The following is a 26,315-nucleotide window of genomic DNA, read 5'->3' as shown; positions in this document are numbered from 1 at the left end:
GATCCAGCGCCGCATTGGCGCCGGCTCCCTTCGGCATCAGCGCTTCCACAAAGCTCGGCTGTCCCGTCCGCTTGACCGCCATCGCTACCCTCCAACGCTTTGCCCTAGGGAATCACAATTGACGAATTACGCAACAGGCCCCTTGTGGGAGAAGGTGGCTCGCGTAGCGCGACGGATGAGGGGTATCTCTCCGCACGATTCAATCGTGAGAGGTTTGCTCGCGGAGAGATACCCCTCACCCGTCTCGCCGCTACGCGGCGAGCCACCCTCCCCCACAAGGGGGGAGGGAAAGAGCAACCTTAGAAACACGTCGTCCGTTCGGCGGCGACGTAGCCGAACAACAGGCCCGCGCCGAACAGCAGCACGAGGCCGGCGGCGCCGAATTCGATGCCGCGCATGAACAGCGCGCCGCCGCCGTCGCGCCCGGCGCTGAGGCGGGCGGCGATGTCCTTGGCGGAGACGGCGACGACGGCGATGGCCGCGACCGTAATGGCGGTGCCGAGTCCCATCAGCAAGGTCGCGGCGATGCCGGCCCAGAACAGGCCCTGCGCGAGCGCGAACACCAGCACCAGGATCGCACCCGAGCAGGGCCGGATGCCGACGGTCAGAATCGCAGCGAACCCGCGCCGCCAGCCGCCGGGACCGGCAAGCTCGCTCGGCGTCGGACCGTGGGAATGGCCGCAATGCTCGTCATGGACGTGGTCGTGCGCATGGTGGTGATGGGCGTGGGCGTGGGCGTGGGCGTGACCATGGTCGTGATGATGGTGATCATGACCGTGATCGTGGTCGTGATGATCATGGGCATCATGGTGATGGTGATGGTGATGGTGATGGCCGTGATCGTGATGGTCATGCGGCACGCCGGCGATCGCCGGCACCGGCTGGACCGCCTGGAGCGCGCGGATGAAGGTGCGGCCCTTGACCCAGACCAGCCGCAGGCCGAACAGCGCGATCAGGCCGTAGCTCGCGATCTCGATTGCGCCTTCCGCCTTGCACATGGTCTTGGCGGTGGCGTTCAGCACCCAGGCCGAGATGCCGACGATCAGGATCGCCACCAGCGACTGCATCAGCGCCGAGGCAAACGACAGCGCGATGCCGCGCCGCGCGGTCTCGCGGTTGGCGACGAGATAGGAGGCGATCACCGCCTTGCCGTGGCCGGGGCCGGCGGCGTGGAAGATGCCATAGGCAAAGGAGATGAAGAGCAGCGTCCACACCGCCGAGCCGTCGGACTTCGCGGCGCGAATGGTCGCCGACATCTGGCGATAGAATTCCGACTGCTTTGCCAACAGCCAGCCGATGACGCCGCTGGCCTCGGGCTCCGCGGCCTGCGCCGGGCGTGGTGCGCCGAACGGATTTTGCGCGAGGAGATCGTGAAGCGCGGCGTCCGCCACACCCAGCACGACGACAGCCGCAGCGCAGGCAAGCAGCCCGCGTGCGAACGGGGAGAGTTGCGGCTTCAAGGGCAATCCACCGTGATCTTGTTAGCGAACATCATGCCGAAATTCGAGTTCTCACCGTTCAGGAAGGTCTGCTCGTTGAGCTTCTGCGCGGCGGCGGAGCCGTCGTTGGGACGATCGAGCTTCATCTGGCAGCCGGCGGGCGCGCCGACCAGCTTGACCGGATTGTCCTTGGCCATCTGGAAGTCGATGAAATAGGAGCGGTCGAACACTTCGAGCACCAGCTGCTTGGGCTTGACCGGGTTCTTCAGCGGCAGCGTGAAGTGCAGGGTCAGCACGGTATCCTTGTAGTCGAGGAAGTAGTCGACCGGCTCGTTAAAACGCTCCTTCTTGCCGTCGCCTCGCGCGAAGGTGAAGTAGGCGTATTCCTTCAGCGACTCGACATTGGTCTGCGCCAGCGGCCCGAGCTCCTCGCGCGTATAGGCGCCCTTGGTCTTGCTCTCGAGCCCCTGCAGGGCATAGGCCGAGAACATGTCATCAAAGGTCCAGGCGTGGCGGACGCCGGTGATCGAGCCGTCGGGGGCGTAGAGCAGCTCGCTGGTCGCGGTGATCCAGACATGCGGATGCGCCCGCGCCGCTCCGGCTGCGAACGTCATCGCAGCGGCGAGCAACAGGCCGAACAGGGCACGCATGCCCATCAGGCTGCCTTGGCGCCATCGAGCAGGCCGCGCCGGCGGAGCAGTGCGTCGGGCTCCGGCGGGCGGCCGCGAAAGGCTTCATAGGCGGCCTCGGGATCGACCGATCCGCCCGAGGAGTAGATGTCGTCGTGCAGGCGCTTTGCCACCGCAGGATCGAAGATGTTGCCGGCCTCCTCGAAGGCGCCGAAGGCGTCGGCGTCCATCACCTCCGACCACATGTAGCTGTAGTAACCGGCGGCATAATGGTCGCCGGAGAAGATGTGGCCGAACTGCGTGGGCCGGTGGCGGAGCGAGATCTCCTCGGGCATTCCGATCTTCTCCAGCTCCTTCTTCTCGAAGGCGCGAACATCCTGCGCGGCAGAAGCCGGCTGGGTGTGGAATTCGAGATCGACCAGCGCCGAGGAGACGAACTCGACCGTGGCAAAGCCCTGGTTGAACTTTCGCGCGGCGAGGAAGCGCTGGAGCAGATCGTCCGGCAGCGGCTCGCCAGTCTGGTAGTGGCGGGCGAACTGCTGCAGCACCTCCGGCCGCTCCTGCCAGTGCTCGTAGAGCTGGGAGGGCAGCTCGACGAAGTCGGTGAACACCGCGGTGCCCGAGAGTGACGGATAGGTCACATTGGAGAGCATGCCGTGCAGGCCGTGGCCGAACTCGTGGAACAGGGTGCGGGCATCGTCGGGCGAGAGCAGCGAGGGCTCGCCGTTGGCGCCCTTGGCGAAGTTGCAGACATTGATGACGAGCGGCGCGATCTCGCCGTCGAGCTTCTGCTGGTCGCGTAGCGAGGTCATCCAGGCGCCGGAGCGCTTCGACGGCCGGGCGTAGTAGTCGCCGTAGAACAGCGCCTTGTGCTTGCCGTCCGGCCCCTTCACCTCCCAGACCCGGACATCCGGGTGCCAGGCCGGCACGTCCTTGCGCTCCTCGAAGGTGATGCCGAACAGGCGGGTGGCGCAGTCGAAGGCGGCGGCGATCATGTGATCGAGCGTGAGGTACGGCTTGATCGCGGCGTCGTCGAAATTGGCGCGCTGGAGGCGGAGTTTTTCGGCATAGAAACGCCAGTCCCAGGGCGCGAGCTTGAAATTGCCGCCCTCTTCCGTGATCAACGCCTGCATCTCGTCGCGGTCGGCGAGCGCGCGCGCCCGCGCCGGCTTCCAGACCCGCTCCAGCAGGCCGCGCACCGCATCCGGCGTCTTGGCCATGGAATCCTCGAGCCGGTAGGCGGCGAAGGTCGGATAGCCCAGAAGCTTGGCGCTCTCCTCGCGCAGTTGCAGGATCTCGACGATGGTGCCGTTGTTGTCGTTGGCATTGCCGTTGTCGCCGCGCGCAGTGAAGGCCTTGTAGACCTTCTCGCGCAGGTCGCGGCGGGCCGAGCTCTTCAGGAACGGCTCGGTCGAGGAGCGCGACAGCGTGACGATGGCCTTGCCGTCCATGCCGCGCTCTTCCGCCGCAGCCTTGGCGGCTGCGACGAAGCTCTCCGGCAGGCCCTCGCGGTCGGCCTCCCCCAACTCCATGAACCACTCCTGCTCGTCGCCAAGCAGGTGGTGGCTGAAGCCGGTGCCGAGTTGGGCGAGCTTCTCGTTGATCTCCGCCATCCGCGCCTTGGCCTCTTCGGAGAGGCCGGCACCGGAACGGTGGAACCGGGTGTAGGTGCGCTCCAGCAGGCGGAGCTGCTCGGGCGAAAGACCAAGAGCGGCGCGGTTCTCGTGCAGATGGGCGATGCGACCAAACAGCACGGCGTTCATCATGATCGGATTCCAGTGCCGCGCCATCCGCAAGGAGACCTCCTTGTCGATCTCCAGGATGGCCGGGTTGGAATGCGCCGAGACGAGGTCGTAGAAGACCGCCGCGACCTTGGTGAGGAGCTTGCCGGAGCGCTCCAGCGCCGTGATGGTGTTGGCGAAGTCGGCGGCCGCCGGATCGTTGGTGATCGCCGCGATCTCGGCGGAGTGATCGGCGAAGGCCTGCTCGAAGGCCGGCAGAAAGTGCTCGGGCTTGACCTCGTCGAAGGGCGGGGTCGCAAACGGCGTCACCCAGGCCTTCAGCAGCGGGTTGGTCTCGGGGTCCGTGGTTTGGCGGGGGTCTGACATCGCAAGTCCCGGTTTTTGTGGCTCGATTGTTGGGGTCAGCTATAGCACGCGATGGGGCTTTTTTGGGCCATTTGCCCTTGCTCCCGGCCGCCTTTTCGGGGAGATTGCGGCCCTCGAAGCCACGGACCCCAGAGCTCATGAACGCGCCTGCCTCCTCTTCCCGTCAGATCGTCTGGCCAAGCGTCATCACTGTCGTCAGCGCGGCCATCCTGATCGGCGCCGAAGTATTCGGCGCCGCGTTCGCCGGCGGCTGGGCGCTCGCGATCCTGTTCGGGCTCGGCGATCAGGGCACGCACATCCTCCAGGCTGTGCTGTTCGCGCTCGGCGTGCTCGTGATGACCGCGTTCATCCGCGCGGCTCAGCGCGTCGAGCCGTTCACGAAGCGCCGCTGACGCTTCCTCGCGCGCGCAAGACGCGCGCACGGCTGAGAAAACTTAACGCGCGTTCATCTTCCGCGCCGCTCGCGCAACACTGCGCAAGCAGATGTTAGGCAATTCTGTCCTCAGCCTAAAAAAATTCTTGCGAAGCTGAGTCAAAACGCTTATGTGCGCTCTTGCCCAATTTCGCACGTGCCTGTGGTCGTGTGTCAGTCGGTAGGTATCCGGACAAGAGGCCGGACAGCCGCCAAGGGGTGAAGAAGCCGAGGGGCTCTTCGGAAGTGCGGAAGTCGCGAGACCGAAAGGTCGGACGAGGAAGCAAACCCGGAGCGTCCAGCATCTCTCTCAAAGAGATGCCTAGTCGAAGGTGACTTCACTTTTTGCAACCGTGACTGGCAGCCGGAGGCGAACCGGCGCACCCCGCTCTCAACGGGGGACGCGACTTAAAGCAACGACGGATCGGGCTTTTTTGGTCTCTACCGGCAGTCCAACGCCGGCGCGGGCTACTGAAAAGGCTTGTCCTTCATTGCCAGGTGTGCGGGCGGGAAATTCCCAACCAATCCACGGCAGCACAGTCTGATGTGAGTCTTTGGCTCGTCACGCCTCCATCGCGTGATCTGGCCGGAGCGCTCTTATCCGACGACATTTTTTGAACGGATCCCCGTCGCTGGGCCGTTTGGGAGAGTGCTATGACCGAACGTATTCAGGAATTCCTGCGCAACCGCCGCAGCGAGGGCCGGGACACCGAGCCTTGCCTCGTCGTCGACCTCGAGGTCGTGCGCGACAATTACCAGACCTTTGCCAAGGCGCTGCCCGACAGCCGCGTGTTCTATGCCGTCAAGGCGAACCCGGCGCCGGAAGTGCTGTCCCTGCTGGCATCCATGGGCTCCTGCTTCGACACCGCGACAGTCGCCGAGATCGAAATGGCGCTGGCCGCGGGTGCGACGCCCGACCGCATCTCCTTCGGCAACACGATCAAGAAGGAGCGCGACATCGCGCGCGCCTTCGCGCTCGGCATCCGGCTGTTCGCGGTCGACTGCGTTCCTGAGGTCGAGAAGGTCGCCCGTGCCGCTCCCGGCGCGAAGGTGTTCTGCCGCATCCTCTATGACTGCGCCGGCGCCGAATGGCCGCTGTCGCGCAAGTTCGGCTGCGACCCGGAAATGGCTGTCGACGTGCTCGACGTTGCCAAGCGCCTGGGCCTGGAGCCGTGCGGCATCTCCTTCCATGTCGGCTCGCAGCAGCGCAAGGTGAAGGCGTGGGACCGTGCGCTGGCGATGGCCTCGCAGGTGTTCCGCGACTGCGCCGAACGCGGCATCAACCTCTCCATGGTCAACATGGGCGGCGGCTTCCCGACCAAGTACCTGAAGGACGTGCCGCCGGTGGTCACCTACGGCCGCTCGATCTTCCGCGCGCTGCGCAAGCACTTCGGCAACCAGATTCCGGAGACCATCATCGAGCCGGGTCGCGGCATGGTGGGCAATGCCGGCATCATCGAATCCGAAGTCGTGCTCATCTCGAAGAAGAGCGACGAGGACGAGGTGCGCTGGGTGTATTTGGACATCGGCAAGTTCGGCGGTCTCGCCGAGACCATGGACGAGTCGATCCGTTACGCCATCCGCACCCCGCATGACGGTGCGGACATGACGCCGTGCGTGCTCGCAGGCCCGACCTGCGACAGCGCCGACGTGCTGTACGAGAAGAGCCCGTATCCGCTCCCCGTCACGCTCGAGATCGGCGACAAGCTGCTGATCGAAGGCACCGGGGCCTATACGTCGACCTACTCGGCGGTTGCGTTCAACGGCATCCCGCCGCTGAAGACGTACCACATCTGATTTGCCGCATCTGATCCGCCTCTCGTTTTGAGGCCTGACGAACCCGGGAGCCGGTCCGCCGGCTCCCTTCCTGACATTGCCATTCTGACGACGTCTTGAGCCGGCGTGCTTCTCGCACGCGGGTTCAAGCGGGGACTGACGCGCCATGACTGCTTTTCGGAAGCCACAAGTCGCCCTCACTTCGAAAGCCGCTCCGTTCGCGATCCGTGCGGAACGTGCTGCCGACGTCGCCGCCCGTGAAGCGCTGCTGGATGCAAGCTTTGGCGAGAACCGCCATGACCGCACCTGCCAGCGCCTGCGCGACGGACGTGCACCTGCCGCAGGCCTTGCCCTGTCGGCTGTGCGCGAGGGGACACTCGTGGGAACCGTGCGTCTGTGGCACGTCAGCGCCGGAGGCAGACCCGCTTTGGTCCTCGGACCGCTGGCGGTGGACCCTGCCTTCCGCGAGCTCGGGATCGGCGCCGCGCTGATGCATCAAGCGCTGGCCGCCGCCCGGGCACGTGGGCATGCCGCCGTAATCCTGCTCGGCGATGCCTCCTATTACGCCCGCTTCGGCTTCTCGCCCGAAAAGACCGGCGCATTGATGCTGCCCGGCCCGTTCGAGCGCGATCGCCTGCTGGCGATCGAATTCCAGGCCGGTGCGCTGGATGGCGTTGAGAGGATGATCGTGCCGACCGGCACGGCCCTGCCCAAACGGAGGGTAGTTCGCGCCCTCCAGGCGCACGCGGCCTAAGGGATTGCCATGATGGCGACGACTTAAGCCGCATCCCGCGGCGATGCCCGCGCGCGCCCTTTCCTTTAGGGTTGCGCGGGCCTGAGAAACGCCCTTTAACCCGCCAAACACCCCCTTCAGTCGAGGCCCACGACCATGTCCCGTCGCCTGATCTCCACCGGCTCTCCCCTTGAGAAGACCGTCGGCTACAGCCGCGCCGTGATCGACGGCGAGTTCGCCTTCGTCGCCGGAACCACCGGCTATGACTACACGACGATGACGATGCCATCAGATGTCACGAGCCAGTCACGCAACTGCTTCAAGACCATCGAAGCCGCCCTGAAGGAGGGCGGATTCGAGATGGCCGATATCGTCCGTGCGACCTACTACGTCACCGACGCCAGCTACATCGATGCCCACTTCGCCGTCTGCGGCGAGGTTCTCGGCGACATCAGGCCGGCTGCGACGTTGCTTGTCGTCTCTGCCCTCGCCAAGCCCGAGATGAAGGTCGAGATCGAAGTCACCGCCAAGCGCCGCAGCGCCTGATCCACCCCCCACCCTTTGTCTGCCAGCACGTTCCGGAGAAACCATCCCATGAGCCACCCCTCGCAGATCTACGCGAAGATCACTGGTCCCATCGTCATGGTCGGCTTCGGCTCCATCGGCAAAGGCACGCTGCCGATGATCGAGCGGCATCTCGACTACGACAAGTCGCGCGTCACCGTGATTGATCCCAAGGACGAGGGCCGCAAGGCGCATTGCGAGAAGCAGAACGTCCGCTTCATCCAGAAGGCCGTGACCCGGGACAATTACCGGGAGTTGCTGACCCCGCTGCTCACCGAAGGCGGCGGCCAGGGTTTTTGCGTCAATCTCTCGGTCGATACCGGCTCGACCGACATCATGGAGCTCTGCAACGAGCTCGGCGCGCTCTATATCGACACCGTCAACGAGCCCTGGCTCGGCTTCTATTTCGATTCCTCGAAGGGCCCGGAAGCGCGTTCCAACTACGCGCTTCGCGAAGTGACGCTGGCCGCCAAGAAGGCGCGCCCGGCGGGCTCGACGACGGCCGTCTCCTGCTGTGGCGCCAATCCCGGCATGGTCTCCTTTTTCGTCAAGCAGGCGCTGCTCAATGTCGCCGCCGATCTGAAGCTCAATGCTCCCAAGCCGAAGACCAAGGCCGAGTGGGCCGACTTGATGCGGCAGGCCGGCATCAAGGGCATCCACATCGCTGAACGCGACACCCAGCGCTCCAAGTCACCGAAAGAGCCTGACGTCTTCGTCAACACCTGGTCGGTGGAAGGTTTCCTGTCGGAAGGCGTGCAGCCGTCCGAACTCGGCTGGGGCACCCATGAAAAATGGATGCCCGGGAATGCGCGCACCCACGAAGCCGGCTGCGGCGCGGCCATCTATCTGATGCAGCCCGGCGCCAACACGCGCGTGCGCACCTGGTGCCCGACCCGCGGCGCGCAGTACGGCTTCCTCGTCACCCACAACGAGTCGATCTCGATCTCCGATTACTTCACGGTGCGCGACGCATCAGGCACGGCGGTCTACCGGCCGACCTGCCACTACGCCTACCATCCGGCCGACGATGCCGTGCTGTCGCTGCACGAAATGTTCGGCCGCGCCGCGAAGATGCAGGAAAAGCACCACATCCTCGATGAGAACGAAATCGTCGACGGCATCGACGAGCTCGGCGTGCTGCTGTTCGGCCACGACAACAATGCCTATTGGTACGGCTCGCAGCTCTCCATCGAAGAGACGCGCAAACTCGCGCCGTATCAGAACGCTACCGGCCTGCAGGTGACCTCCGCCGTGCTCGGCGGCATGGTGTGGGCGCTGGAAAACCCGAACGAAGGCATCGTCGAAGCCGACGAGATGGATTTCGATCGTCTGCTGGAAATCCAGCTGCCATATCTCGGCCCGGTGAAGGGTTTCTACACCGACTGGACGCCGCTGACGGATCGTCCGGGACTGTTCCCGGAAGATATCGACACGAGCGATCCCTGGCAGTTCCGGAATGTCCTGGTGCGTTGACCTCTCAGCGCTTCCGGTTGATAGCGATGCCCGGCCTTGTGCCGGGCATTTCTTTTTGCCGACCTATTTCGCCAAGTAATCGAACGCCACGCTGCCGAGCCCGAGCGTCAGGTCCGCTTTGAAATGCAGCGCCGAGACCACCTCGCGCACCGGCAGGCGGGCGACGTCGCAGAGTGCGTGGGGAAACAGGCCGAGCGCGGCAGGGCCGGTCCATGCTTCCTTCAGCACGACGTCATCGAGATGAAACCGCACCAGCTCGCAGATCCGCGGGCTGCCGTCGACATGCGGGATGATCTTCAGGATGAAGTTCGGCGCCGCCATCGATTTCAGCACCATGTCGTGGTCGACCTTGCGGTGCTTGTAACCCATCGTGGCCGAGGCGCAGAGGACCGAGCCGTAATGCAGCGAACCGACCAGGACGTCGCTCTCGATCGCGATCTTGGGCCTAGCGAGCTTCTTCGGAAAGCCCCACAGCTCGCGGCCGCCGGCGATCGGGGCCTCGTCGTCCAGATACATCGCGTGGGTGTAGCCGCCCTCCTCGCCCTTGAAGCGAACCGGAATCACCTGCCCGGTTTCGGTGTAGTCGCCGAATCCGGTCGAGTCGGGCATGCGGATGAATTCGTATTTCACCACCGGCTCGGCCACCTCAAGCGGCTCGGGCACAATGGCGGCGAGGGCTTCGGGATCGGTCCTGTAGGTGATGATGAAATATTCGCGGTCGAAGAAGCGATATGGCCCCGGCGGGAATGCCGGGTTGGTGAGCGGCATCGAATAGGCGGTGCGGCGGACGTCTTCGATCTTCATGGGAGGCCCCATCTGTCGTTGGCGCGACAGATTATGGAACGGGCCGCCTGCCGAGGCGAGATCAAATGCGCGTCACAACGCGCCGGCCGCCGGGCTACTTCTCCTTGATCGGCGGCGCGATCTTCTCCGCGGGCGCCGCCGGCAGCGCCGGCTTGGTCGCCGCGCCCTGCGTCTGCGGGTCGGGGCGCGCGGGCTCGGGAGCCGGCGTGGTCGGCCGGTCGCCGCCGGGCTTGGCCTGCGCGGGTGTCTTGTCCTGATCGTTGGACGGCGTGCCCTGGAGCGGTTGTGTCGCCTGCGCCGTCTGCATCCGGCTCTCGGCCCGGATCTGCGCCAGCGAGAGACCTGACACCACGACGCCTGCTGCGAACAGCGAGCAGGCGATCATCAGGTCGCGTTTCAGTCTGCGCTTGTCGTTTGGGCCGGGCATGTCGATCACCGCCTTTATCCGCGGAGTCAACGAACTTGCCCGACTGCGGTTCCATGGCGGACGAGGCGGGAACCGTGCCTTCGCGCCAAAACGCCGCGCTCAGTCTGAGGTGCTGACTTCCCAGGTGGCGTGGCGCACGCCCGGCAGGTGCTGGAGATCGGTCGCCACCGCGTTCAGCTCGTTCGGATCCACTGCGGTCGCAACCAGCTTTGCGACGACCTCGAGAATATCATCCCCGATCTCAACCACGTCGATATCGGCCACCGGATATTTCGCGGCCTCCAGCTTTTCAGCGAGCCGGTCGCGCATGTCGGGCAGGGCGTCAGCCGCGACGGCGAGCTTGAAATAATAGGTCGCCTCCGAGGCCTTCTCGTTCAGCGGAATGCGGTTGATGGCGTTGACCAGCGGGCGCAGCATGGTGTTGCCGGCGATGACGAACACGGTCAGCGCGGCCGCCTGCGCGACCATGTCGGCGCCGGCACAGGAGCCGACCGCGGCCGAGGCCCACAGCGTCGCCGCGGTGTTGAGCCCGCGCACGTCCATGCCCTGCTTCATGATGACGCCGGCGCCGAGGAAGCCGATGCCTGATACGACATAGGAGATCACGCGGACCGCGCCGTCGGCGCCGGTCAGGTGCATGGCGAGATCGACGAAGGCGGCGGCACCGACCGCGACCAGCACGTTGGTGCGCAGGCCGGCGGTGCGCTGGCGGTACTGCCGCTCGGCGCCGATCAGCGTGCCCAGCACGAACGCTGTGAACAGGCTGACCAGCGTGTCGGCGAAGTCAGCAATCTGGAAGGTCGTCAAAAACCGCATGGTCCCTCGCACGGGTTGGCACACGATCTATGCGAGAGTGCCGACGAGGTCAATTTGAACGGGCACCGGCTGTGGAAGCCGATGCCCGGTCGTCTTATTTTCTCTGCCTTAGTGAGCGGCCGCGAGCAACGTCTGCTGCGGCGGCGTATAGCTCAGCACTGTGCCGCCATTGCCGTCGGCCGAGAGCGCGAAGGACGAGGCCGAGTATTGCGCGAGCAGAGCCCAGGAGTAGCTCTGGCCGCCGTCGGTCGTGACCGTCAGATTGTTCGCGCTGTCGACATCGAGGCTGCTGATCACGGTATTGCGGAAGTCGATGGTGTCATCGGCGCCGAAATTGGCGATCGAGCCGGCCAGGCCCGCCGGTATGTCCAGCACCAGCGTTGCGCCGCCGGAGCCGCCGAAATCGACGTTCTGGAGCAGGCCGCCAGCGTAGACATGCTCGCTGCCGCCATCCAGATGCGCGTTCGAGACGTTGCCGCCCGCCCCCACATCCTGCTCGCCACCGCCGCTGACGGTCGTTGCGGTCGCAGCACCTGCGACGAACTGATAGCCGCCATTGATCGTTGCGCCGCCGTCAGTGGCGCCGGCGTCCACGTATTGGAAGCCGCCGGCTGCGATCGTCGTGCCCGTTGTCGCGCCACCGGAGCCGACATATTGCCGCCCACCGGCATTGATGACGGTGCCGGCAGCGTGGCCATTGCCGAGCACCTGCTGATTGCCGTCGAGCACGGTGTCGGTGACGGTACCGTCGGCAACGTCCTGATAGCCGCCCGCAGCAACGGTGGTGCCGCTGGCACTGCCGCCCTGATAGACGTGCTGGGCGCCGCCACTCGCGACGAGGACGCCATTCGCCGTGCCGTAATCGTATTGATTGCCGCCGGCGCCCACCGTCGTGCCCGTCGCCGTTCCGCTCAGATATTGCGTTCCGCCGTCGATTGTCGAGTTGACGTCGCGGCCGCCGGCGGCAACGGACTGTTGTCCGCCAGCCTTGATCGTGGTGTGGGCCGAGGTGCCGTTGGCGTAGACCTGCCCGAAACCGTACAACAGGGTATCTGTCGCACGCCCACCGGCGCGGATGTCCTGATAGCCGCCGGCTTCGATCGTCGCGCCGGTCGTGCCGGTGCCAAAAACATGCTGCTGGCCGCCGTTCTTGACCACCGATCCGGTCGAGATGCCGTAGTCTTCTTCGATTCCGTTGCGCAAGACGGTCGCCCCGACCGAGGTGCCGCGGACGACAAGGCTCGGGTTGAAGGACGAGGAGGCCGCCGCAACGATCGCGTTCTCAAGTGAGGCGCCGCTCGCCAGCGTGTAGCCAAAGGCGAGAGGGATCGATTGCGACACGCCGGTATTGCCGGCGGCGTCGCGCAGACGGGCCGTCACATAGGAAAGTCTGGTTGCCGGAGACAGATTGTCCAGCCGCCACGTGCCGTCGGCGGCGCTGGTGACCGCGTGATCCGTTGGACCAAACGACAAGGTGAGCGCGGAGGTCGCGTCGGCCAGGTCGAGCGTGCCCCGGACGGTGATCGAAAAGGGCGTTGCATCGGAATTTTCGATGCTCGTGATCGCGAGGACGGGCGCGGTCGCATCGACGGTAAAGGTGAATGCGGGCCCGGGATTGCTGTGGTTGCCCAGGCTATCCGTGGCGGTCGCGGCGTAGCTGTAGGTCGAACCGTCCTGGAGGCCGGACACGCCGAGGCTCCAGCTGCCGTCGCTGCCAACCGTGGTGACGCCAACGACGGAATTGTCGCCGGCATTCGTGACCGTGACGGTGTCTCCGGCATTGCCGGAGCCGGACAGGGTCGTCGTCCCGCCGTGGAAATGCGCCGCGTTGACGTAATTTTTCCCGTCTGCACCCGGCGTCACGTCCGCATCGACGATGGTCAGGGCCGGCGGCGTGCGATTGATCGTGTATCCCGTGACGGTCGGAGTGGGAGCGGTGAGGAAAACGTCCTCGCCGGTCGAGGAGTTGCTCGTCCTGAACTCGACGATCACGTCGGCCTTACCGTCTCCATTCAGATCGTTCGCCACCGATATGTTCTGCACGCTGGCGTCGAGCGGCAACGTCACTACCGGACCGAACGTGCCGTCACCACGGCTGTAGAAGGTCGAAAGCGTATTGTTGCTGGTTGCCAGCACGGCGATGTCCGCTTTGCCGTCGCCATTGAGGTCCGCCGCAGCCAAGTCCCAAATAGCTGCCGGTGTCAGGAAGGTCTGCGGCGATGCGAAGGTGCCGTCGCCGTTACCGAGCAAGATCGCAATTGAGTTGTTGGTTCCGAGTGCAAGATCAAGCTTGCCGTCGCCGTTGAAGTCGCCGCTGCGGGCGATCGAGGCGGTGCCAGCCCCGATCGGGGATTGGAACGTGCCGTCGCCGTTGCCAAGCCGTACGGCAACCGCCGAACCGCTCTGCACCACCAGGTCGGTCTTTCCGTCGCGGTTGAAATCTCCGCCCGCGATGAGCCCGGAGACATCCGTGGCGACCGGCGATCCGAAAGAGCCATCGCCGTTACCGAGCAGCAGCGACGTGCCAATATTATTCGACATGATCACGTCGGCCTTGCCGTCGCCATTGAAGTCGGCAAGCGCCCTGATATTGCCGCCAGTACTCCCACCCGTCGCATACTTCGTCGTCGCCGCGAACGTGCCGTTGCCGTTGCCCAGCTTGACGTCCAGGGTCCCGGTGAAGAGGTTGCCCATCAGAACGTCCAGCTCGCCGTCGCCGTTGACGTCGGCGAGTTGAATCGATCCTTCCAGCTCCGAAGTTCCGGTCAGCGAGGTTTGCGTGAACTGGCCCGTGCCGTCATTGGTCCTGACATCGAGAAAATATGCGGAAGCGCTGACGGTCCGGATATACACCATATCCTGCTTGCCATCGCCGTTGACGTCGCCGACCGCCGCCGTGTTGATGATGCTGAAGCGCGGGCCGGCCATCTGCGACTCGGACTGGAATGGCCCGATATAATAGCCGCTGGAATCGTGCACATTGGTGCCGGTCAGTTGCAGCCCCAGCGAACCGCTGCCCAAGCCGGTGTTGACCGTGACCGTGTAGCTCGCACCGTTGCTGCCAGCCACCGGCGTGATGTCCGTGATGCCGGCGCCGTTGATGCTCCCCGTCGTGGCGAGGGTGAACTGATCGACCGTGACGCCGGAAACCGGCTTCGAAAAGGTGACGGTGTAGTGCACGACCGACGCGTCGGTCGACGACGGATCGGTGCCTGTGATGCTGACGAGCGTCGGAAGAACGGGGATGGGTGGCATGGGGATTCCCTGGGGTGAACGTCGATGCGAGGATTCGAATTGCACACTGGCACCGGACCGGCCGGCGCCAGGCGCAACTCATCGCGCGGCAGCAATTCGAAATTGCACGCCGCGCTCTCTACATCTGCGACCCTACAGAGGCTGCTTGTCGGTTATGTTACACGTTAACAAAAATAACATAACGGGGAGAGGCTGTGGACAACGCCTCACAGCTCCAGCAATCCGCCGTCGCCGTTCTCGTCGGCAAAGGCCAGCAGCGTGCCCTTGGCGTTCCAGGCAATCGCGGCGACCGGAGGCGTGCCATTGCGGCGAACGAGGATCTCGGCGCCGTCCTCGAGCCGTACCATCAGCACGGTGCCGTCGCTGTAACCGGCGGCGAGGACGTCGTTCTTCGGATGGCAGGCGACCACCGACACGCGCGCCTGCAGCGGCGCGAGCATCGCGGGCTCCTTGCCCATCGGGCCGTCCTTGCTGCCGAACGGCCAGATGATGACTGTGTCGGCACCCGAAGTCGCCAACCCTTTGCCGCCCGCGCTCCATGACATCGAGCGGACGCGGCCGGGATAGCCGGTCATGCGCATGTGCCTGTTGTCGGCGAGCCGCCAGCCGTGCAGCGCCGCCTCGTGCATCGTGGTGACCAGGAACTTGTTGTCCGGGCTGAAGGTGACGCCGAGATGGGAGCCGGCCCAGGGCAGGAATTCGGCTGAGCCTTCCATGTTTGGAAACCACAGCGTCGCGCCGTTGTAATGGGCGATCGCGAGCCGCAGGCCCTTCGGCGCGAACGCGAGACCGCCGACGGTCGAGGGCACCTCGAGCGACTTCTCCTCGGTCTTGCCGCTCTTGACGGTGGCCGTCTTGCCGGCCGACCAGGCATAGGCCCCGTCGGGATGCAGCGCCACCGCGTCGATCCAGCGCCGCTTGGGGTCGGTGGCGAGCAGCGTCACCTCACCCTTGGCGTCGAGCGACACGACCTTGCCGTCGTCGCCGCCCATGATGAGGCGCTTGCCGTCGGAGGCGGTCGACAGAATGCCGCTACTATGCACGGCGACCGTCGTGATCTCGCCCTTGGCGTCGACGAACGCGACATTCTCCTCGCCGCCGACGAAGGCGGCGCGGGGCCCAAGGAAATACACCGAGGTCACGCCCATGCCGAGCGTAACAGGCTTGACGCGATCGGTGACGGAGACGATCGAGGCGGAATCGGGGGCCGGCGTAAACTCTTTCATCACGAGACGATGCAGCTCTCAAAACCCTCGCGAATGGCCTTTTCCGGCAATTCGCGACCGATGAAGACGAGGCGGCTCTCGCGCGGCTCGCCGTCCTTCCACTTCCGCTGGTGGTTGCCCTCCAGCATCATGTGGACGCCCTGGAAGACATAGCGGTCATCATCGTCGTGGAAGGCGAGGATGCCCTTGGAGCGCAGGATCTTGCCGCCCTCGACCTGCACCAAATTCTGGAGCCAGGGCATGAACACGTTCGGATCGAGCGGCTTGTCGGTCTTGAGCGACAGCGACTGCATGTCCTCGTCGTGATAGTGCTTCAGGCCGTGGCCGTGATCATGGTGGTGATGGTCGTGGCCATGATGGTGATGATCATGGTCGTGGTCATGATCATCGGCCTCCAGGAAATCCGGCTCGATGTCGAGGATGCGGTCGAGGTCGAAGGCGCCGCGATCCAGCACGTCCGCTAGGGCGACCGAGCAGCGCTCGGTGCGATGCAGCTTGGCATAGGGGTTGATCGCGCGGATGCGGGCCTCGACCTCGGCAAGCTCCGGCTTGGTGACGAGATCGGTCTTGTTCAGCACGATGACGTCGGCGAACGCGATCTGGTTCTTGGCCTCGGGCGCATCCTTGAGCCGGTCCGACAGCCATTTGGCGTCGGCGACCGTGACGACCGCGTCGAGCCGCGCGTTCTTCTGCACGTCCTCGTCGACGAAGAAGGTCTGGGCCACGGGCGCGGGATCGGCGAGACCGGTGGTCTCGACGATGATGGCGTCGAACTTGCCCTTGCGCTTCATCAGGCCGTCCATGATGCGCACGAGGTCGCCGCGCACGGTGCAGCAGATGCAGCCGTTGTTCATCTCGAACACTTCCTCATCGGCGCCGATGATGAGGTCGTTGTCGATGCCGATCTCGCCGAATTCGTTGACGATGACGGCGTATTTCTTGCCGTGGTTTTCCGACAGGATGCGGTTCAGCAGCGTGGTCTTGCCGGCGCCGAGATAGCCGGTCAGCACGGTCACGGGAATTTTTTGGGACGCTTCAGACATGACAACTCCGGGTCGGGCTTTTCCGCGCGACGCACGGCGGGGTGGCCCCCTGCCCTAGTGGTCAAGCGCGCTGGTCAGGGCCTTTATATTGTGCCTGACCATATCAATGTAAGTGGGTGCAAGCCCCTTTTCGCCGGTCAAACCGTCCGAAATCAGGGTCCCGCCGACCTTGGCCCCGGTCTCGGCCGCGATCCGCCGGATCAGGCGGTCATCACTGATGTTTTCCAGGAACACGGCCGGGATCTTTTGAACCTTGATCTGGCCGATGATGGCGGCGATGTCCCGCGCGCTGGGCTCGGTCTCCGTGGAGACCCCCAAGGGGGCCACGAACTGGACACCATATTCGGCGGCGAAATAGCCGAAGGCGTCGTGGGTGGAGATCACCTTGCGCCGCTCCGGCGGGATTTTCGCCACGGCCTCCCGCACCTCGCGGTCGAGCGCTTCGAGCTTGTCCAGATAGGCCTTTGCCCGGGCGCGGAAGAACTCGGCGTCGTCAGGGTCGGCCGCGGCCAACGCATTGGCGATGTCGCTCACATAGATCCTGGCGTTGGGGACGGACTGCCAGGCATGCGGATCCGCGGCCGAGCCGAGCTTCAGCGGTACGATGCCGGCACTCACGGTGACCACCTGCGCCTTGCTTCCTGCGGACTGCACCAGACGGGGCAGCCAGCCTTCGAGGCCGAGCCCGTTGACGATGACGAGCTTTGCATCCGCAATCCGCTTCGCATCGCTTGGCGCGGGCGTGTAGACGTGGACGTCGCTGTCGGGGCCCACCAGCGTCGTGACGTCGACTCGATCGCCGCCAACGGTCCGGACGAAATCGCCGAGGATCGAGAAGCTCGCGACGACGTTGAGCCGCTCGGCCGCATGCAGCGGCGAGGCGATCAGCAGGAGCACACAAAGCAGGAGGCGCCGCATCGTCACGCTTCCAGATGCCGGCCGGGAAACATCTGTCGGACGATACCACCGACGCGGCCGAACAGCACCGAGACGATGTAAAGCACCGTCGCCACCAGAATGATCGCAGGGCCCGACGGCACGCGGGTCTGGAACGACAGCACAAGGCCCAAATAGCCCGCGACGGCGGCAGCGACGACGGCGATGCAGATCATGACAGTGAGATCGCGCGACCAGAACCGGGCAATGCCCGCCGGCAGGATCATCAGGCCCACCGCGAGCAGCGTGCCCAGCGCCTGAAAGCCATTGACGAGGTTGATCACGACGAGCGCGAGGAAGGCGAGATGCGCGGGACCGCCGGCGCGGCTGACGGTGCGCAAGAATAGTGGATCGACGCTCTCGATCACCAGCGGGCGATAGATCACGGCGAGCACCAGCAGCGTCACCGTGGCGTTGAAGGCCACCACCAGCAGCGTCTGGTCGTCCATCGCGAGGATGTTGCCGAACAGCACGTGCAGGAGGTCGATATTGGTGCCCTTGATCGAGACGATGGTGACGCCCAGCGCCAGCGAGGCCAGATAGAAGGTCGCAAGCGAGGCGTCCTCCTTCAGCCCGGTCGAACGCGCGACCACGCCGGCCAGGATCGCGACGGCAAATCCTGCAACCAGGCCGCCGGCGGTCATCGCGAACAAATTGAGGCCGGAGAGCAGGAAGCCGACGGCAGCACCGGGCAGGATCGCATGCGCCATGGCATCGCCGACGAGGCTCATCCGCCGCAGCATCAGAAACACGCCGATCGGTGCGCCCGCCAGCGACAGCGCGATCACGGCGGCGAGCGCGCGCCGCATGAACTCGAATTCGGTGAACGGGCCGATCAGCGCGTCATAGATCATCTGTGATCACGCCGCCCGCGAGCGTCCGTCCTCGGCGCAAGCCGTGGCACTATCGTCAAAAGCCTCGCACATCCGCATCGCGACCAGCAGGTTTTCCGGCGTCAGCACCTCCGCCGTCGGTCCCCAGGCCACGGGGCCGCGCGCCAGCACCAGCGTTTCGGTGAAATGGTTGCGCACCATTTCCATGTCGTGCAACGCGGCGAGCACGGTGCGGCCTTCGCCGTGCCAGTGCTTCACCAGCGCGAGCAGATCGGCCGTGGTCTTGCTGTCGATGGCGTTGAAGGGCTCGTCGAGCACGATCAGGCGCGCGTCCTGGAGCAGCACGCGCGCGAACAAGATGCGCTGCATCTGCCCGCCCGAGAGCGTGCCGATGGGGCGGTTCTCGAAGCCGTTGAGGCCGACGGAGGCGATCGCGCGCAGGATCTTCTCGCGCGCAGCCTTGCCGATGCCGCCGAACAGGCCCGCGTCGCGCCAGAGCCCGGTGCCGACGAAGTCGAACACCGAGATCGGGAAGCTGCGGTCGATCTCCGCGCTCTGCGGCAGATAGGCGATATCGCGGCTATCGAGCCCGCCGAGATGGATGCTGCCGTCGAGCGGCCGGAGGATGCCGACGATGCCGCGCAACAGCGTCGACTTGCCGGCGCCGTTCGGGCCGATCACGGCGACCAGCGCACCGGAGGCGACCTCGCCGTTGAGATGATGCACGGCCGGGTGCCGGTCGTAGCCGAGCGTGACATTATGGAAGTGCACGGCCGCCATGGTCACCTCATCGCCAGGAAGACCACGCCCCAGAGCACGGCGCAGACAGCAAGCGCGGCCGCGAGGCGGCCGGCCATGGTCATGCGCAGGATCGACCAGGGCGCGTCCTGGGCCGGATGGGGCGAGGCCGCATCATGGACATGGGCGTGGGTGTGGTCGTGCCCATGCGAATGCCCGTCGCCATGAGAATGGTCATGGGACTGGCCATGAACGTGGTCGTGGTGATGGGCGTGGGACGCGGCGGGAACCATGCCGACGACGTTATATTATAACATTACCCCTGTCCACGGCCGGCTCAGGGCTTGCCGATCACCATCGCGATGGCGGCGGCGACGAACGGGAACGGCACCGAGACGGCGCAGCGGAACCAGACGAACCGGGCCGGCATGAACGGGATTTCCCATAAAATCACCCGCTGGAAGGCAAATAAGGCCCAGGCGACGACGTAGGCAACCACCTGCGGCACCCCACCGCCCGACTTCAGCGCCACCGTGCCGATGGAGAAGCCGATCACGGGTCCGCCGGGGGTGGCGGCGCCGGCGACCACGGCGGTCGCAACCCCGAGCCAGCCACTGTCCGGCCCGAGCCAGCCGGTGATCACCTCCTGCGGGATGATGGCGGCGATGTAGCCGGAGCCGATCACGCCGAGCGCGATGCGCGGCACGATGTTGATGAAGTCCATGGAGCCTTCGCGGAGCGAGGCCTTGAACACCGGTGGGCCGCGGCGGAAGGCGATCAGGCCGACGCCGAACACCGAGCCCCACAGCAGGATGTCGATGAGAAGCGCCGCGCTCAAGTCTCGTCGTCCTTCGCGGCCGGCTGCGGATAAAGCCGGACATAGACGAAGCGGCCGAGCGCGCCGGCGAGCACCGGCAGCGGCAGCGAAATGACGATCCGCCACAGCGTGAAGTCGGTGCCCATGATCGGAATTTCCCAGGCCACCGCGCGGCCGTAGCCGATCAGGGTCCAGCTCACGACCATGGCGATGGTGGCGCCGAAATCGGCGCCGACCGCGAGCAGCGCGCTCGCCACCGGATAGGCGGTGAAGGGTCCGCCCGGCAGGATCGCGCCGAAGGCGGTGCCGATCAAAAGGCCCATCAGGCCGGATTTCGGCCCGAGCGAGCGCGAGACTTTTTCGTGCGGCAGGATTTCGGAGATGAAGGCCCCGAGCAGGCAGCCCGCCAGCACGCGCGGCAGGATGCCGCCGAACAGCGAGAGGTCGTGCGTGAGAATCTCCAGGACGCCGTCTGTGCCATCACGCCGCCAGACGAGGCCCGCGCTCACCGCCACCAGCACCGCGATGATGATGGTCGACCAGCCGATCGGCTTGCGCACACGCCCCGGCCGCGGCTCGGACTCCGCGTCCTCGGCAGGCGCCGGCTTGTTCGGGGAAGGCTCTGACAACGGGCTCGGTGGGCTCGAGGGTGATGCCCATCCTGATTAAGGGCGCCGCCCATGCGATGCAAACAGTACGATGATGGGAAGCGATGCGCACCTCGCGCAGGGCCATGCGAAGCAGCAGTCGAATTCCGCACAGCAAAAAGGCGGCCGCGCATGCGACCGCCTTTTCGAGTTCGTCATCCCGGAGCGGCGACGCCGCACCCGGAAAGTGTGATGGCTCAGGCCTTGTCGAACAGGGACTCGACGTATTCCCAGTTCACGAGGTTCTCGACGAACGCCTTCAGATAGTCCGGACGGCGGTTGCGATAGTCGATGTAGTAGGAGTGCTCCCAGACGTCCACGCCGAGGATCGGGGTGGCGCCGTGCACAAGCGGATTCTCGCCGTTCGGGGTCTTGGCGATCTCGAGCTTGCCGTTCTTGACCTGGAGCCAGGCCCAGCCGGAGCCGAACTGGCCAACGCCGGCCGCCTGGAAGTCCGTCTTGAACTTCTCGAAGCCACCGAGGTCCTCGTTGATCTTCTTCTCGAGCTTGCCCGGCAGCTTGGTGCCGCCGCCATTGGGCTTCATCCAGCTCCAGAAGTGGATGTGGTTGTAGTGCTGGCCGGCATTGTTGAACACGGCCGGGTTCTTGCCGAACGAGCCCTTGACGATCTCCTCAAGGGACTTGCCTTCCCATTCGGTGCCCTTAAGCGCGTTGTTGCCGTTGGTGACGTAGGCCTGATGATGCTTGTCGTGGTGGAATTCCAGCGTCTCCTTCGACATGAACTGGCCGAGGGCGTCATAGGCGTAAGGGAGTGGGGGCAGCGTAAAGGTCATGGGTTGTTGTCCGCGACTGATGGGGAACTGGCTTAACGGGGACTCTTATAGAAGGTTCCACCGCCGTTAAATACCGCCAATTTGCGAAATTGCGTGATGCGGCCGATTGGCCGGATTGCATAAAATCGACGCATCGTGGGGCGCGCTTCGACAGGCTGTAAAATATCATTGCCTTTGAGGCGCTTATGGCAGAACGAACGCACCACGGCGCGGAGACGCAAAAGAGAAAGCAATGAGCATCGAGATCGACATTCTGAACGGCGACGCCTCGTGGCCGATCGCAAAGCCGCTGCTCAGCGCGGTCTGGGGCCAAGACGCCGCGGAGAAGCCGTCGTGGAGCCACGTTAAATGGGCCAATGCCGACCTTCGCGTGCTGATCGAGACGCCCGAGGACGGCCTCGTCTGCCACGTCGGCATCTACTTCCGTACCGTCACCTGGAATGGACAGAAGGTTCACATCGGCGGCATCGGCGGGGTCTGCACCCGCGAGGACCGGCGCGGCCGCGGCTACGCGACCATGGCGATCGACGCAGCCATCCACACCATGCGCGCCAACGAGGCGGTCCGTTTCGGGCTGCTGTTCTCCGAATCGAACAATTTTGCGTTCTACGAGGCCCGCAGCTGGCTGCCCTTCAAGGGCGAGGTCTATTGCGAGCAGCCGGAGGGTCGGATCCGCTTCGACTACATGGCGCCCTACGTCTTCAACATCGTCCGCGCGCCGACGCTGGGCACCATCGACCTATGCGGCCTGCCCTGGTGAGCCCTGCGTGAGGGGAGGACTGGCGCGAAGATGCTGCGCCCGATAAGATGTCGATCGTCATCCAATATTCCGCCCGGTGAACATGACGATCGACGCCTCCGCAGACGCCGCGCCGCCACGTTCACCGGTCGCTTCCCCCATTGCGAGCCTGTTGACGGCGCCGATCCTGCCGACACTGCTGCGGCTCGCGATCCCCAACATGATCGCGATGGTCGGCAGCACGCTGGTTGCGATTGCCGAGACCTCCTATATCGGCCGGCTCGGCACCATTCCGCTGGCGGCGATCGCGCTGGTGTTTCCGTTCGCGATGCTGACGCAGATGATGAGCGCGGGCGCAATGGGCGGTGGCGTTTCGTCCGCGATCAGCCGCGCGCTCGGCGCAGGCGATCGTGACCGCGCCGCGACGCTGGCGCTGCATGCCGCCATCATCGGCCTCTGCGGCGGGCTGTTCTTCACGGTGATGATGCTAGCTTTCGGCCGCAGCTTCTTCACGCTGCTCGGCGGACGCGAGCGCGTGCTCGAGGAAGCCAGCGGCTATTCACAAATGCTGTTCTCCGGCGCGGTCGCGATCTGGCTCGTCAACACGCTGGCCTCGGTGATCCGCGGCACCGGCGACATGCGCCTGCCTTCAATGACGCTGATCGGGGCGAGCGCGCTCCAGATCGCGCTCGGCGGCACGCTGGGGCTCGGCCTGTTCGGCGTGAAGCAATTCGGCATGCCCGGTGTCGCCGCCGGCCAGCTGATCGCCTTCACCTGCGCGGCGATCTTCTTCCTCTGGTATCTCCTGTCCGGCCGCAGCCGTCTGCCGCTGAAGGTCCGCGCCTTCCATTTCGAACGCGCGATGTTCCTGGACATCCTCAAGGTCGGCGCGGTCGCCTGCCTGTCGCCGCTCCAGACCGTGCTCACGATTCTGATCTTCACAAAAATCCTCGCGACCTTCGGCACCGAGATGCTGGCCGGCTACGGCATCGGCTCGCGGCTGGAATTCCTGCTGATCCCGATCACCTTCGCCTTCGGCATCGCCTCGGTGCCGATGGTCGGCATGGCGATGGGCGCCGGACATGTGAAACGCGCGCGGCGTGTCGCCTGGACCGCGGCCGCGGCTTCGGGATTGACCGTCGGCCTGATCGGCCTCGTCATCGCGCTTGATCCGGCGCTGTGGGTATCGCTCTTCACCGGGGATCCCGGCGTCACCGCGGCGGCGCACAGCTATTTCCACTGGGCCGGTCCGGCCTTCGTGTTCTTCGGCATGGGCGTGTCGCTGTATTTTTCCTCGCAAGGCGCAGCGCGCGTCGGCGGTCCGGTGCTGGCCTCCACGGCGCGGCTGCTGATCGTCGCGATCGGCGGCGTCGGTCTCATGACTGCGCAGGCGCCGGCCTGGACGTTGTTCGCACTGGTCGGCGGCGCCATGGTCGTGTTCGGACTTTCGACCGCAGCCTCGGTCGCCTTCGCCCGCTGGGGCAAATGAGCGCAGGCAAATAAGCGGGCAGATAAACGCAGGAATGTAATTCCATCCAGCGTTGCACTATCCTGCCGGACTGCTATTGAGGCGCCTCCATTTTCGGGGGCTCTCTCTATGTTCGGCAGATTCGCCATCCTTTCCGTCATCCTGACTGCACTGTTTGGTGCGAGTGCCGCCCACGCGCAGAGCGCCGATGGGACCTGGCTGACCCAGGCCGGCGATGCACGCGTCAAAATCAGCAAATGCGGCGGCGGCATCTGCGGCCATATCGTCTGGCTGCGCGAGCCCTATGACACCGCGACCGGCCAGCCTGCGACCGACAGCAAGAATCCCAATCCCGCGCTCGCCAAACGCGCGATGATCGGCCTGCCGCTGTTCAGCGGCATGGAGCCCTCAGGGCCGAACAAGTGGTCGGGCCAGATCTACAATGCCGATGACGGCAGCACCTATGCGAGCAACGTCTCCGTGACTGGTGCGGATTCGCTGCGGGTCGAAGGTTGCGTCGGCGCGCTCTGCGGCGGCGAGACCTGGACGCGCGCGGGACGCTAGCTCGCGCCCGCCATCATCGCCTTCAACGCCGTCGCCGCCGACGCGTAGCCGCCGCGCGCGCCGTCGATGAAGTGGACGTGGTCGCTGCGCAGCGCCGACGGCGTGAAACAGGTCATCATCGCGGCGTCCTGCGGGTAGAGGCCGTAGCGCACGATGCCGTCGCGCGCCGCAGCCACGAGACGGTCGCTCAACGCGCGCTCGAGCTGCGGGGTGCAGTCGAGGATCATGCGCAGGCCGTCGTCATATTTGCGGAAGTCAGAATTCTCGACCACCTGGCGCTTGTAGACGTTTGGCACGAAACCGCCGACGTTGAGGTCGAAACGCATGATCAGATAGACGAACAGCGTGTAGGCCAGCACGCGGGCGCGGCGCGCGACCAGCGGACCGCCGCGTTTGGTGCGGGCTTCGAATTCCAGACCCTGCGGCGGCCATTTCAGCGGCGGCCCCTGCGGCGGCACCGGGCGGCCGCCATCCGGGCTGCGCTCGACGAGATGAATGATGTCCTCGATCACCTTGCGGAAGGCGTGCGGATCGACACCGCGCGCCGGCATCACCAGCACCGACAGGATCAGGCCGCGCGCGGCCGGCATCACCTCGAAGCGGCAGGATAGGCCGGAAAGATCGGGCTGCGTGCCCGCCCGCGCCTCGGCAACCGCGAACTCGCCGCGCTTCATGGCGGCATCGGCCCAAGCGAGCCCACCGCCGGAAAACATCGCATAGGACAAATTGGCCGACGGACCGAAGCGCGCGACACGCACGTCGAGCCCTTGGGCGCGAATCGCACTCACCGGCACCAGCGCGACGCGCATCTTCAGATCGAGATCTTCCCGCACCCAGGTCGCGGTCGCGGCCAGCGCCTCGCGGGCGCGTTCGACATCAGAAGGCGCGACCGCAAAGCTCGCGCCGTCGCCGCCGAACACGAAAGGGAATTCGCGCCCCTCCAATGCGTTCGTCACCGCCGCGATCACGGCCGCACCGGCCATGTTGACCGCCTTGTAGCGCTGCGCCGCAATCGCCTTGGTGGAATCGACGATATCGGCGACGCCGATGTTCCAATCATCCGGCAGCGGCGCATAGAGCGCGGGGTCCATCAGGCTCGTGAAGCCGCGGAAGACGGGAATGCCGCCGTAGAAGGATTCGCCTGATGTCATCGGGTGATACCGGATGGTTGGGAAGCGCGTCCGAGGAAAGATACGAGGCAGGATCGATCCGGGTTCGCCGGCCGGCGCCCCTCTTTCGATTCCCGATCATTGGCCGAAATGCACCCGGACAACAAGATCGCGCCGCCGCGAATGGCGCGATCCGTCATTGATCGGCGTCAAACAGCCGGCCGGAAGAGCGGCTATGGTAGCGGCATCTCCAGAGATTGATGGGATGATCGAGGTGCCCGACTTCGGCAACAAGGACTCGACCGCTCCGGTGCACCGGCGCACGGGGCTCGATCCGCTCAGCGCGGTGAAGATGCCGGAAGCACTGACCGCGGTCGTGGACGCCTGGGCTGAAGCTCATCACTTGTCGCGTTCGGCTGCGATCTGCAAGCTGGTCGAACTGGGCCTGAAGGTCGCGCCCCCGGCATTCTCGTCGGCCCAGCCGGTCGCATCCGATGCCACCAGGATCGAGGCGCTGGCCGTGCACGAGATCGAGCGGCTGCTCGACCCCGCATTGCCAACGGACGAACGCGAACGCCGCATACGCCGCCTGACCGAAGGGCCGCCGGAATTTTCACGCGAGCGGATTGACCTGCCGAAGTGAACGCCTAGTGCAGCTTTTCGTCCTCGCGCTTGCGCAGGGCGTCGAGAGAGAGGTCGTGGCAGCCGACCAGGCGCACAAATTGCTGCGGATACATTTCATGACCGTGTCCGCCGGAATTCTGATGCGTCATCGGGGGGCAATGGACATCGTCCGGCTTCGCGCGAGGCTCCTCGATCCGGGCTTGATTTGAAGCGGTCATGTTTGAAGTGGCCATCGACTGCTCCCTCTCGATTAGGGCAGATCGATTGACGTAAGCCAATCGATTGCGGGGCATCTTACGACCAAATCCGGCTTGATGTCATCGCGACGGATCAACTCAATC

The 26,315-nt window shown here is 65.2% G+C and carries 27 protein-coding genes; 9 read left to right on the top strand and 18 right to left on the bottom strand.

Annotated elements, in window-relative coordinates; all coding sequences use genetic code 11:
- Positions 1 to 299: 299 nt before the first annotated feature.
- Genes ABIB95_RS44105 through ABIB95_RS44095 form a run of 3 tightly spaced genes read right to left on the bottom strand, consistent with a single transcriptional unit; the run spans position 300 to position 4,176 of the window.
- The gene (locus ABIB95_RS44105) at positions 300 to 1,460 is read right to left on the bottom strand and encodes a nickel/cobalt transporter (protein ID WP_354248818.1); all 1,161 of its coding nucleotides are present in this window, start codon (positions 1,458 to 1,460) and stop codon (positions 300 to 302) included.
- Positions 1,457 to 2,095, bottom strand: a complete 639-nt coding sequence (locus ABIB95_RS44100; protein WP_354248817.1) for a DUF1007 family protein — start codon at positions 2,093 to 2,095, stop codon at positions 1,457 to 1,459. The genes ABIB95_RS44105 and ABIB95_RS44100 overlap by 4 nt, the downstream gene beginning before the upstream one ends.
- A complete protein-coding gene (locus ABIB95_RS44095) occupies positions 2,095 to 4,176 on the bottom strand; it encodes a M3 family metallopeptidase (protein WP_354248816.1) in 2,082 nt (693 codons plus the stop codon). Before ABIB95_RS44095 ends, ABIB95_RS44100 begins: the two co-directional genes overlap by 1 nt.
- 137 nt (positions 4,177 to 4,313) lie before the next feature.
- Between ABIB95_RS44095 and ABIB95_RS44090 the strand changes: the two genes are divergently transcribed.
- From ABIB95_RS44090 to ABIB95_RS44070, 5 genes are all read left to right on the top strand, one after another.
- Complete coding sequence (locus ABIB95_RS44090) at positions 4,314 to 4,568, top strand: hypothetical protein (RefSeq protein ID WP_041954176.1); 255 nt, start codon at positions 4,314 to 4,316, stop codon at positions 4,566 to 4,568.
- Between the two features lie 674 nt (positions 4,569 to 5,242).
- Complete coding sequence (locus tag ABIB95_RS44085) at positions 5,243 to 6,385, top strand: type III PLP-dependent enzyme (protein ID WP_063985715.1); 1,143 nt, start codon at positions 5,243 to 5,245, stop codon at positions 6,383 to 6,385.
- 145 nt (positions 6,386 to 6,530) lie between these two features.
- Complete coding sequence (locus ABIB95_RS44080; RefSeq protein WP_354248815.1) at positions 6,531 to 7,118, top strand: GNAT family N-acetyltransferase; 588 nt, start codon at positions 6,531 to 6,533, stop codon at positions 7,116 to 7,118.
- 135 nt (positions 7,119 to 7,253) lie between these two features.
- The gene (locus ABIB95_RS44075) at positions 7,254 to 7,643 is read left to right on the top strand and encodes a RidA family protein (protein ID WP_028148114.1); all 390 of its coding nucleotides are present in this window, start codon (positions 7,254 to 7,256) and stop codon (positions 7,641 to 7,643) included.
- A gap of 48 nt (positions 7,644 to 7,691) precedes the next feature.
- Positions 7,692 to 9,134: a homospermidine synthase gene (locus tag ABIB95_RS44070; RefSeq protein ID WP_354120754.1), complete on the top strand. Its 1,443-nt coding sequence runs from the start codon at positions 7,692 to 7,694 to the stop codon at positions 9,132 to 9,134.
- A gap of 63 nt (positions 9,135 to 9,197) precedes the next feature.
- Here ABIB95_RS44070 and ABIB95_RS44065 read toward each other — a convergent pair whose 3' ends face one another.
- The 13 genes from ABIB95_RS44065 to ABIB95_RS44005 all read right to left on the bottom strand — a co-directional run bounded on the left by ABIB95_RS44065 (position 9,198) and on the right by ABIB95_RS44005 (position 21,470).
- Positions 9,198 to 9,938 (bottom strand): acetoacetate decarboxylase, encoded by a 741-nt coding sequence (locus ABIB95_RS44065; RefSeq protein ID WP_354114560.1) that lies wholly within the window; start codon positions 9,936 to 9,938, stop codon positions 9,198 to 9,200.
- 94 nt (positions 9,939 to 10,032) lie between these two features.
- Positions 10,033 to 10,365 carry a hypothetical protein gene (locus ABIB95_RS44060; RefSeq protein WP_028148117.1) on the bottom strand — a complete coding sequence of 111 codons (333 nt, stop codon included), beginning with the start codon at positions 10,363 to 10,365 and terminating at the stop codon, positions 10,033 to 10,035.
- 99 nt (positions 10,366 to 10,464) lie between these two features.
- The gene (locus tag ABIB95_RS44055; RefSeq protein ID WP_028148118.1) at positions 10,465 to 11,181 is read right to left on the bottom strand and encodes an MgtC/SapB family protein; all 717 of its coding nucleotides are present in this window, start codon (positions 11,179 to 11,181) and stop codon (positions 10,465 to 10,467) included.
- A gap of 108 nt (positions 11,182 to 11,289) precedes the next feature.
- Entirely contained in the window at positions 11,290 to 14,436 is a 3,147-nt protein-coding gene (locus tag ABIB95_RS44050; RefSeq protein WP_354248814.1) for an FG-GAP-like repeat-containing protein, read from the bottom strand.
- A gap of 206 nt (positions 14,437 to 14,642) precedes the next feature.
- Entirely contained in the window at positions 14,643 to 15,662 is a 1,020-nt protein-coding gene (locus ABIB95_RS44045; RefSeq protein WP_354248813.1) for a WD40 repeat domain-containing protein, read from the bottom strand.
- Entirely contained in the window at positions 15,662 to 16,705 is a 1,044-nt protein-coding gene (locus ABIB95_RS44040; protein ID WP_014491771.1) for a CobW family GTP-binding protein, read from the bottom strand. The genes ABIB95_RS44045 and ABIB95_RS44040 overlap by 1 nt, the downstream gene beginning before the upstream one ends.
- 54 nt (positions 16,706 to 16,759) lie before the next feature.
- Entirely contained in the window at positions 16,760 to 17,623 is an 864-nt protein-coding gene (locus ABIB95_RS44035; RefSeq protein WP_354248812.1) for a metal ABC transporter solute-binding protein, Zn/Mn family, read from the bottom strand.
- Between the two features lie 2 nt (positions 17,624 to 17,625).
- Complete coding sequence (locus ABIB95_RS44030) at positions 17,626 to 18,495, bottom strand: metal ABC transporter permease (RefSeq protein ID WP_071909402.1); 870 nt, start codon at positions 18,493 to 18,495, stop codon at positions 17,626 to 17,628.
- 6 nt (positions 18,496 to 18,501) lie between these two features.
- The gene (locus ABIB95_RS44025) at positions 18,502 to 19,254 is read right to left on the bottom strand and encodes a metal ABC transporter ATP-binding protein (RefSeq protein ID WP_063985727.1); all 753 of its coding nucleotides are present in this window, start codon (positions 19,252 to 19,254) and stop codon (positions 18,502 to 18,504) included.
- A gap of 2 nt (positions 19,255 to 19,256) precedes the next feature.
- Complete coding sequence (locus ABIB95_RS44020) at positions 19,257 to 19,505, bottom strand: hypothetical protein (RefSeq protein WP_063985728.1); 249 nt, start codon at positions 19,503 to 19,505, stop codon at positions 19,257 to 19,259.
- A 44-nt stretch (positions 19,506 to 19,549) separates the two neighbouring features.
- Positions 19,550 to 20,050 (bottom strand): hypothetical protein, encoded by a 501-nt coding sequence (locus ABIB95_RS44015; RefSeq protein ID WP_008138982.1) that lies wholly within the window; start codon positions 20,048 to 20,050, stop codon positions 19,550 to 19,552.
- A complete protein-coding gene (locus ABIB95_RS44010) occupies positions 20,047 to 20,658 on the bottom strand; it encodes a permease (RefSeq protein ID WP_354248811.1) in 612 nt (203 codons plus the stop codon). The genes ABIB95_RS44015 and ABIB95_RS44010 overlap by 4 nt, the downstream gene beginning before the upstream one ends.
- Positions 20,659 to 20,873: 215 nt before the next feature.
- Positions 20,874 to 21,470, bottom strand: coding sequence for a superoxide dismutase (locus ABIB95_RS44005; protein ID WP_063985730.1), 597 nt, complete (start codon positions 21,468 to 21,470; stop codon positions 20,874 to 20,876).
- 232 nt (positions 21,471 to 21,702) lie between these two features.
- On the opposite strand from ABIB95_RS44005, the gene ABIB95_RS44000 reads away from it, so the two are divergent.
- The 3 genes from ABIB95_RS44000 (at position 21,703) to ABIB95_RS43990 (ending at position 24,241) form a co-directional block, all read left to right on the top strand.
- Positions 21,703 to 22,230 (top strand): GNAT family N-acetyltransferase, encoded by a 528-nt coding sequence (locus ABIB95_RS44000; protein WP_166082717.1) that lies wholly within the window; start codon positions 21,703 to 21,705, stop codon positions 22,228 to 22,230.
- An 82-nt stretch (positions 22,231 to 22,312) separates the two neighbouring features.
- Complete coding sequence (locus tag ABIB95_RS43995; protein WP_354248810.1) at positions 22,313 to 23,698, top strand: MATE family efflux transporter; 1,386 nt, start codon at positions 22,313 to 22,315, stop codon at positions 23,696 to 23,698.
- Positions 23,699 to 23,806: 108 nt separating this feature from the next.
- Complete coding sequence (locus ABIB95_RS43990) at positions 23,807 to 24,241, top strand: DUF2147 domain-containing protein (protein WP_354114550.1); 435 nt, start codon at positions 23,807 to 23,809, stop codon at positions 24,239 to 24,241.
- On the opposite strand, the gene ABIB95_RS43985 is transcribed toward ABIB95_RS43990, so the two are convergent.
- Positions 24,238 to 25,392: a DUF3095 domain-containing protein gene (locus ABIB95_RS43985; RefSeq protein ID WP_354248809.1), complete on the bottom strand. Its 1,155-nt coding sequence runs from the start codon at positions 25,390 to 25,392 to the stop codon at positions 24,238 to 24,240. The genes ABIB95_RS43990 and ABIB95_RS43985 overlap by 4 nt on opposite strands.
- Before the next feature lie 223 nt (positions 25,393 to 25,615).
- Between ABIB95_RS43985 and ABIB95_RS43980 the strand changes: the two genes are divergently transcribed.
- Positions 25,616 to 25,993: a hypothetical protein gene (locus tag ABIB95_RS43980; RefSeq protein ID WP_354248808.1), complete on the top strand. Its 378-nt coding sequence runs from the start codon at positions 25,616 to 25,618 to the stop codon at positions 25,991 to 25,993.
- Between the two features lie 4 nt (positions 25,994 to 25,997).
- On the opposite strand, the gene ABIB95_RS43975 is transcribed toward ABIB95_RS43980, so the two are convergent.
- Positions 25,998 to 26,207: a hypothetical protein gene (locus tag ABIB95_RS43975; RefSeq protein WP_155794867.1), complete on the bottom strand. Its 210-nt coding sequence runs from the start codon at positions 26,205 to 26,207 to the stop codon at positions 25,998 to 26,000.
- Between the last annotated feature and the right edge of the window lie 108 nt (positions 26,208 to 26,315).

It is taken from the genome of Bradyrhizobium sp. LA2.1 (genome assembly GCF_040547725.1).
Classification (GTDB): domain Bacteria; phylum Pseudomonadota; class Alphaproteobacteria; order Rhizobiales; family Xanthobacteraceae; genus Bradyrhizobium; species Bradyrhizobium barranii.
The sequence above is the reverse complement of the archived record's forward strand: the minus strand, read 5'-3'. Positions and strand labels throughout refer to the sequence as shown.

Coding starts and splice junctions, on each gene's coding strand:
- ABIB95_RS44070 (WP_354120754.1), top strand. CDS start 7,692: ATGAGCCACCCCTCGCAGATCTACGCGAAGATCACTGGTCCCATCGTC.
- ABIB95_RS44080 (WP_354248815.1), top strand. CDS start 6,531: ATGACTGCTTTTCGGAAGCCACAAGTCGCCCTCACTTCGAAAGCCGCT.
- ABIB95_RS43990 (WP_354114550.1), top strand. CDS start 23,807: ATGTTCGGCAGATTCGCCATCCTTTCCGTCATCCTGACTGCACTGTTT.
- ABIB95_RS43975 (WP_155794867.1), bottom strand. CDS start 26,207: ATGGCCACTTCAAACATGACCGCTTCAAATCAAGCCCGGATCGAGGAG.
- ABIB95_RS43995 (WP_354248810.1), top strand. CDS start 22,313: ATGACGATCGACGCCTCCGCAGACGCCGCGCCGCCACGTTCACCGGTC.
- ABIB95_RS44055 (WP_028148118.1), bottom strand. CDS start 11,181: ATGCGGTTTTTGACGACCTTCCAGATTGCTGACTTCGCCGACACGCTG.
- ABIB95_RS44100 (WP_354248817.1), bottom strand. CDS start 2,095: ATGGGCATGCGTGCCCTGTTCGGCCTGTTGCTCGCCGCTGCGATGACG.
- ABIB95_RS44000 (WP_166082717.1), top strand. CDS start 21,703: ATGAGCATCGAGATCGACATTCTGAACGGCGACGCCTCGTGGCCGATC.
- ABIB95_RS44075 (WP_028148114.1), top strand. CDS start 7,254: ATGTCCCGTCGCCTGATCTCCACCGGCTCTCCCCTTGAGAAGACCGTC.
- ABIB95_RS44030 (WP_071909402.1), bottom strand. CDS start 18,495: ATGATCTATGACGCGCTGATCGGCCCGTTCACCGAATTCGAGTTCATG.
- ABIB95_RS44060 (WP_028148117.1), bottom strand. CDS start 10,365: ATGCCCGGCCCAAACGACAAGCGCAGACTGAAACGCGACCTGATGATC.
- ABIB95_RS44020 (WP_063985728.1), bottom strand. CDS start 19,505: ATGGTTCCCGCCGCGTCCCACGCCCATCACCACGACCACGTTCATGGC.
- ABIB95_RS44090 (WP_041954176.1), top strand. CDS start 4,314: ATGAACGCGCCTGCCTCCTCTTCCCGTCAGATCGTCTGGCCAAGCGTC.
- ABIB95_RS44085 (WP_063985715.1), top strand. CDS start 5,243: ATGACCGAACGTATTCAGGAATTCCTGCGCAACCGCCGCAGCGAGGGC.
- ABIB95_RS43985 (WP_354248809.1), bottom strand. CDS start 25,392: ATGACATCAGGCGAATCCTTCTACGGCGGCATTCCCGTCTTCCGCGGC.
- ABIB95_RS44040 (WP_014491771.1), bottom strand. CDS start 16,705: ATGTCTGAAGCGTCCCAAAAAATTCCCGTGACCGTGCTGACCGGCTAT.
- ABIB95_RS44035 (WP_354248812.1), bottom strand. CDS start 17,623: ATGCGGCGCCTCCTGCTTTGTGTGCTCCTGCTGATCGCCTCGCCGCTG.
- ABIB95_RS43980 (WP_354248808.1), top strand. CDS start 25,616: ATGATCGAGGTGCCCGACTTCGGCAACAAGGACTCGACCGCTCCGGTG.
- ABIB95_RS44025 (WP_063985727.1), bottom strand. CDS start 19,254: ATGGCGGCCGTGCACTTCCATAATGTCACGCTCGGCTACGACCGGCAC.
- ABIB95_RS44065 (WP_354114560.1), bottom strand. CDS start 9,938: ATGAAGATCGAAGACGTCCGCCGCACCGCCTATTCGATGCCGCTCACC.
- ABIB95_RS44050 (WP_354248814.1), bottom strand. CDS start 14,436: ATGCCACCCATCCCCGTTCTTCCGACGCTCGTCAGCATCACAGGCACC.
- ABIB95_RS44045 (WP_354248813.1), bottom strand. CDS start 15,662: ATGAAAGAGTTTACGCCGGCCCCCGATTCCGCCTCGATCGTCTCCGTC.
- ABIB95_RS44005 (WP_063985730.1), bottom strand. CDS start 21,470: ATGACCTTTACGCTGCCCCCACTCCCTTACGCCTATGACGCCCTCGGC.
- ABIB95_RS44095 (WP_354248816.1), bottom strand. CDS start 4,176: ATGTCAGACCCCCGCCAAACCACGGACCCCGAGACCAACCCGCTGCTG.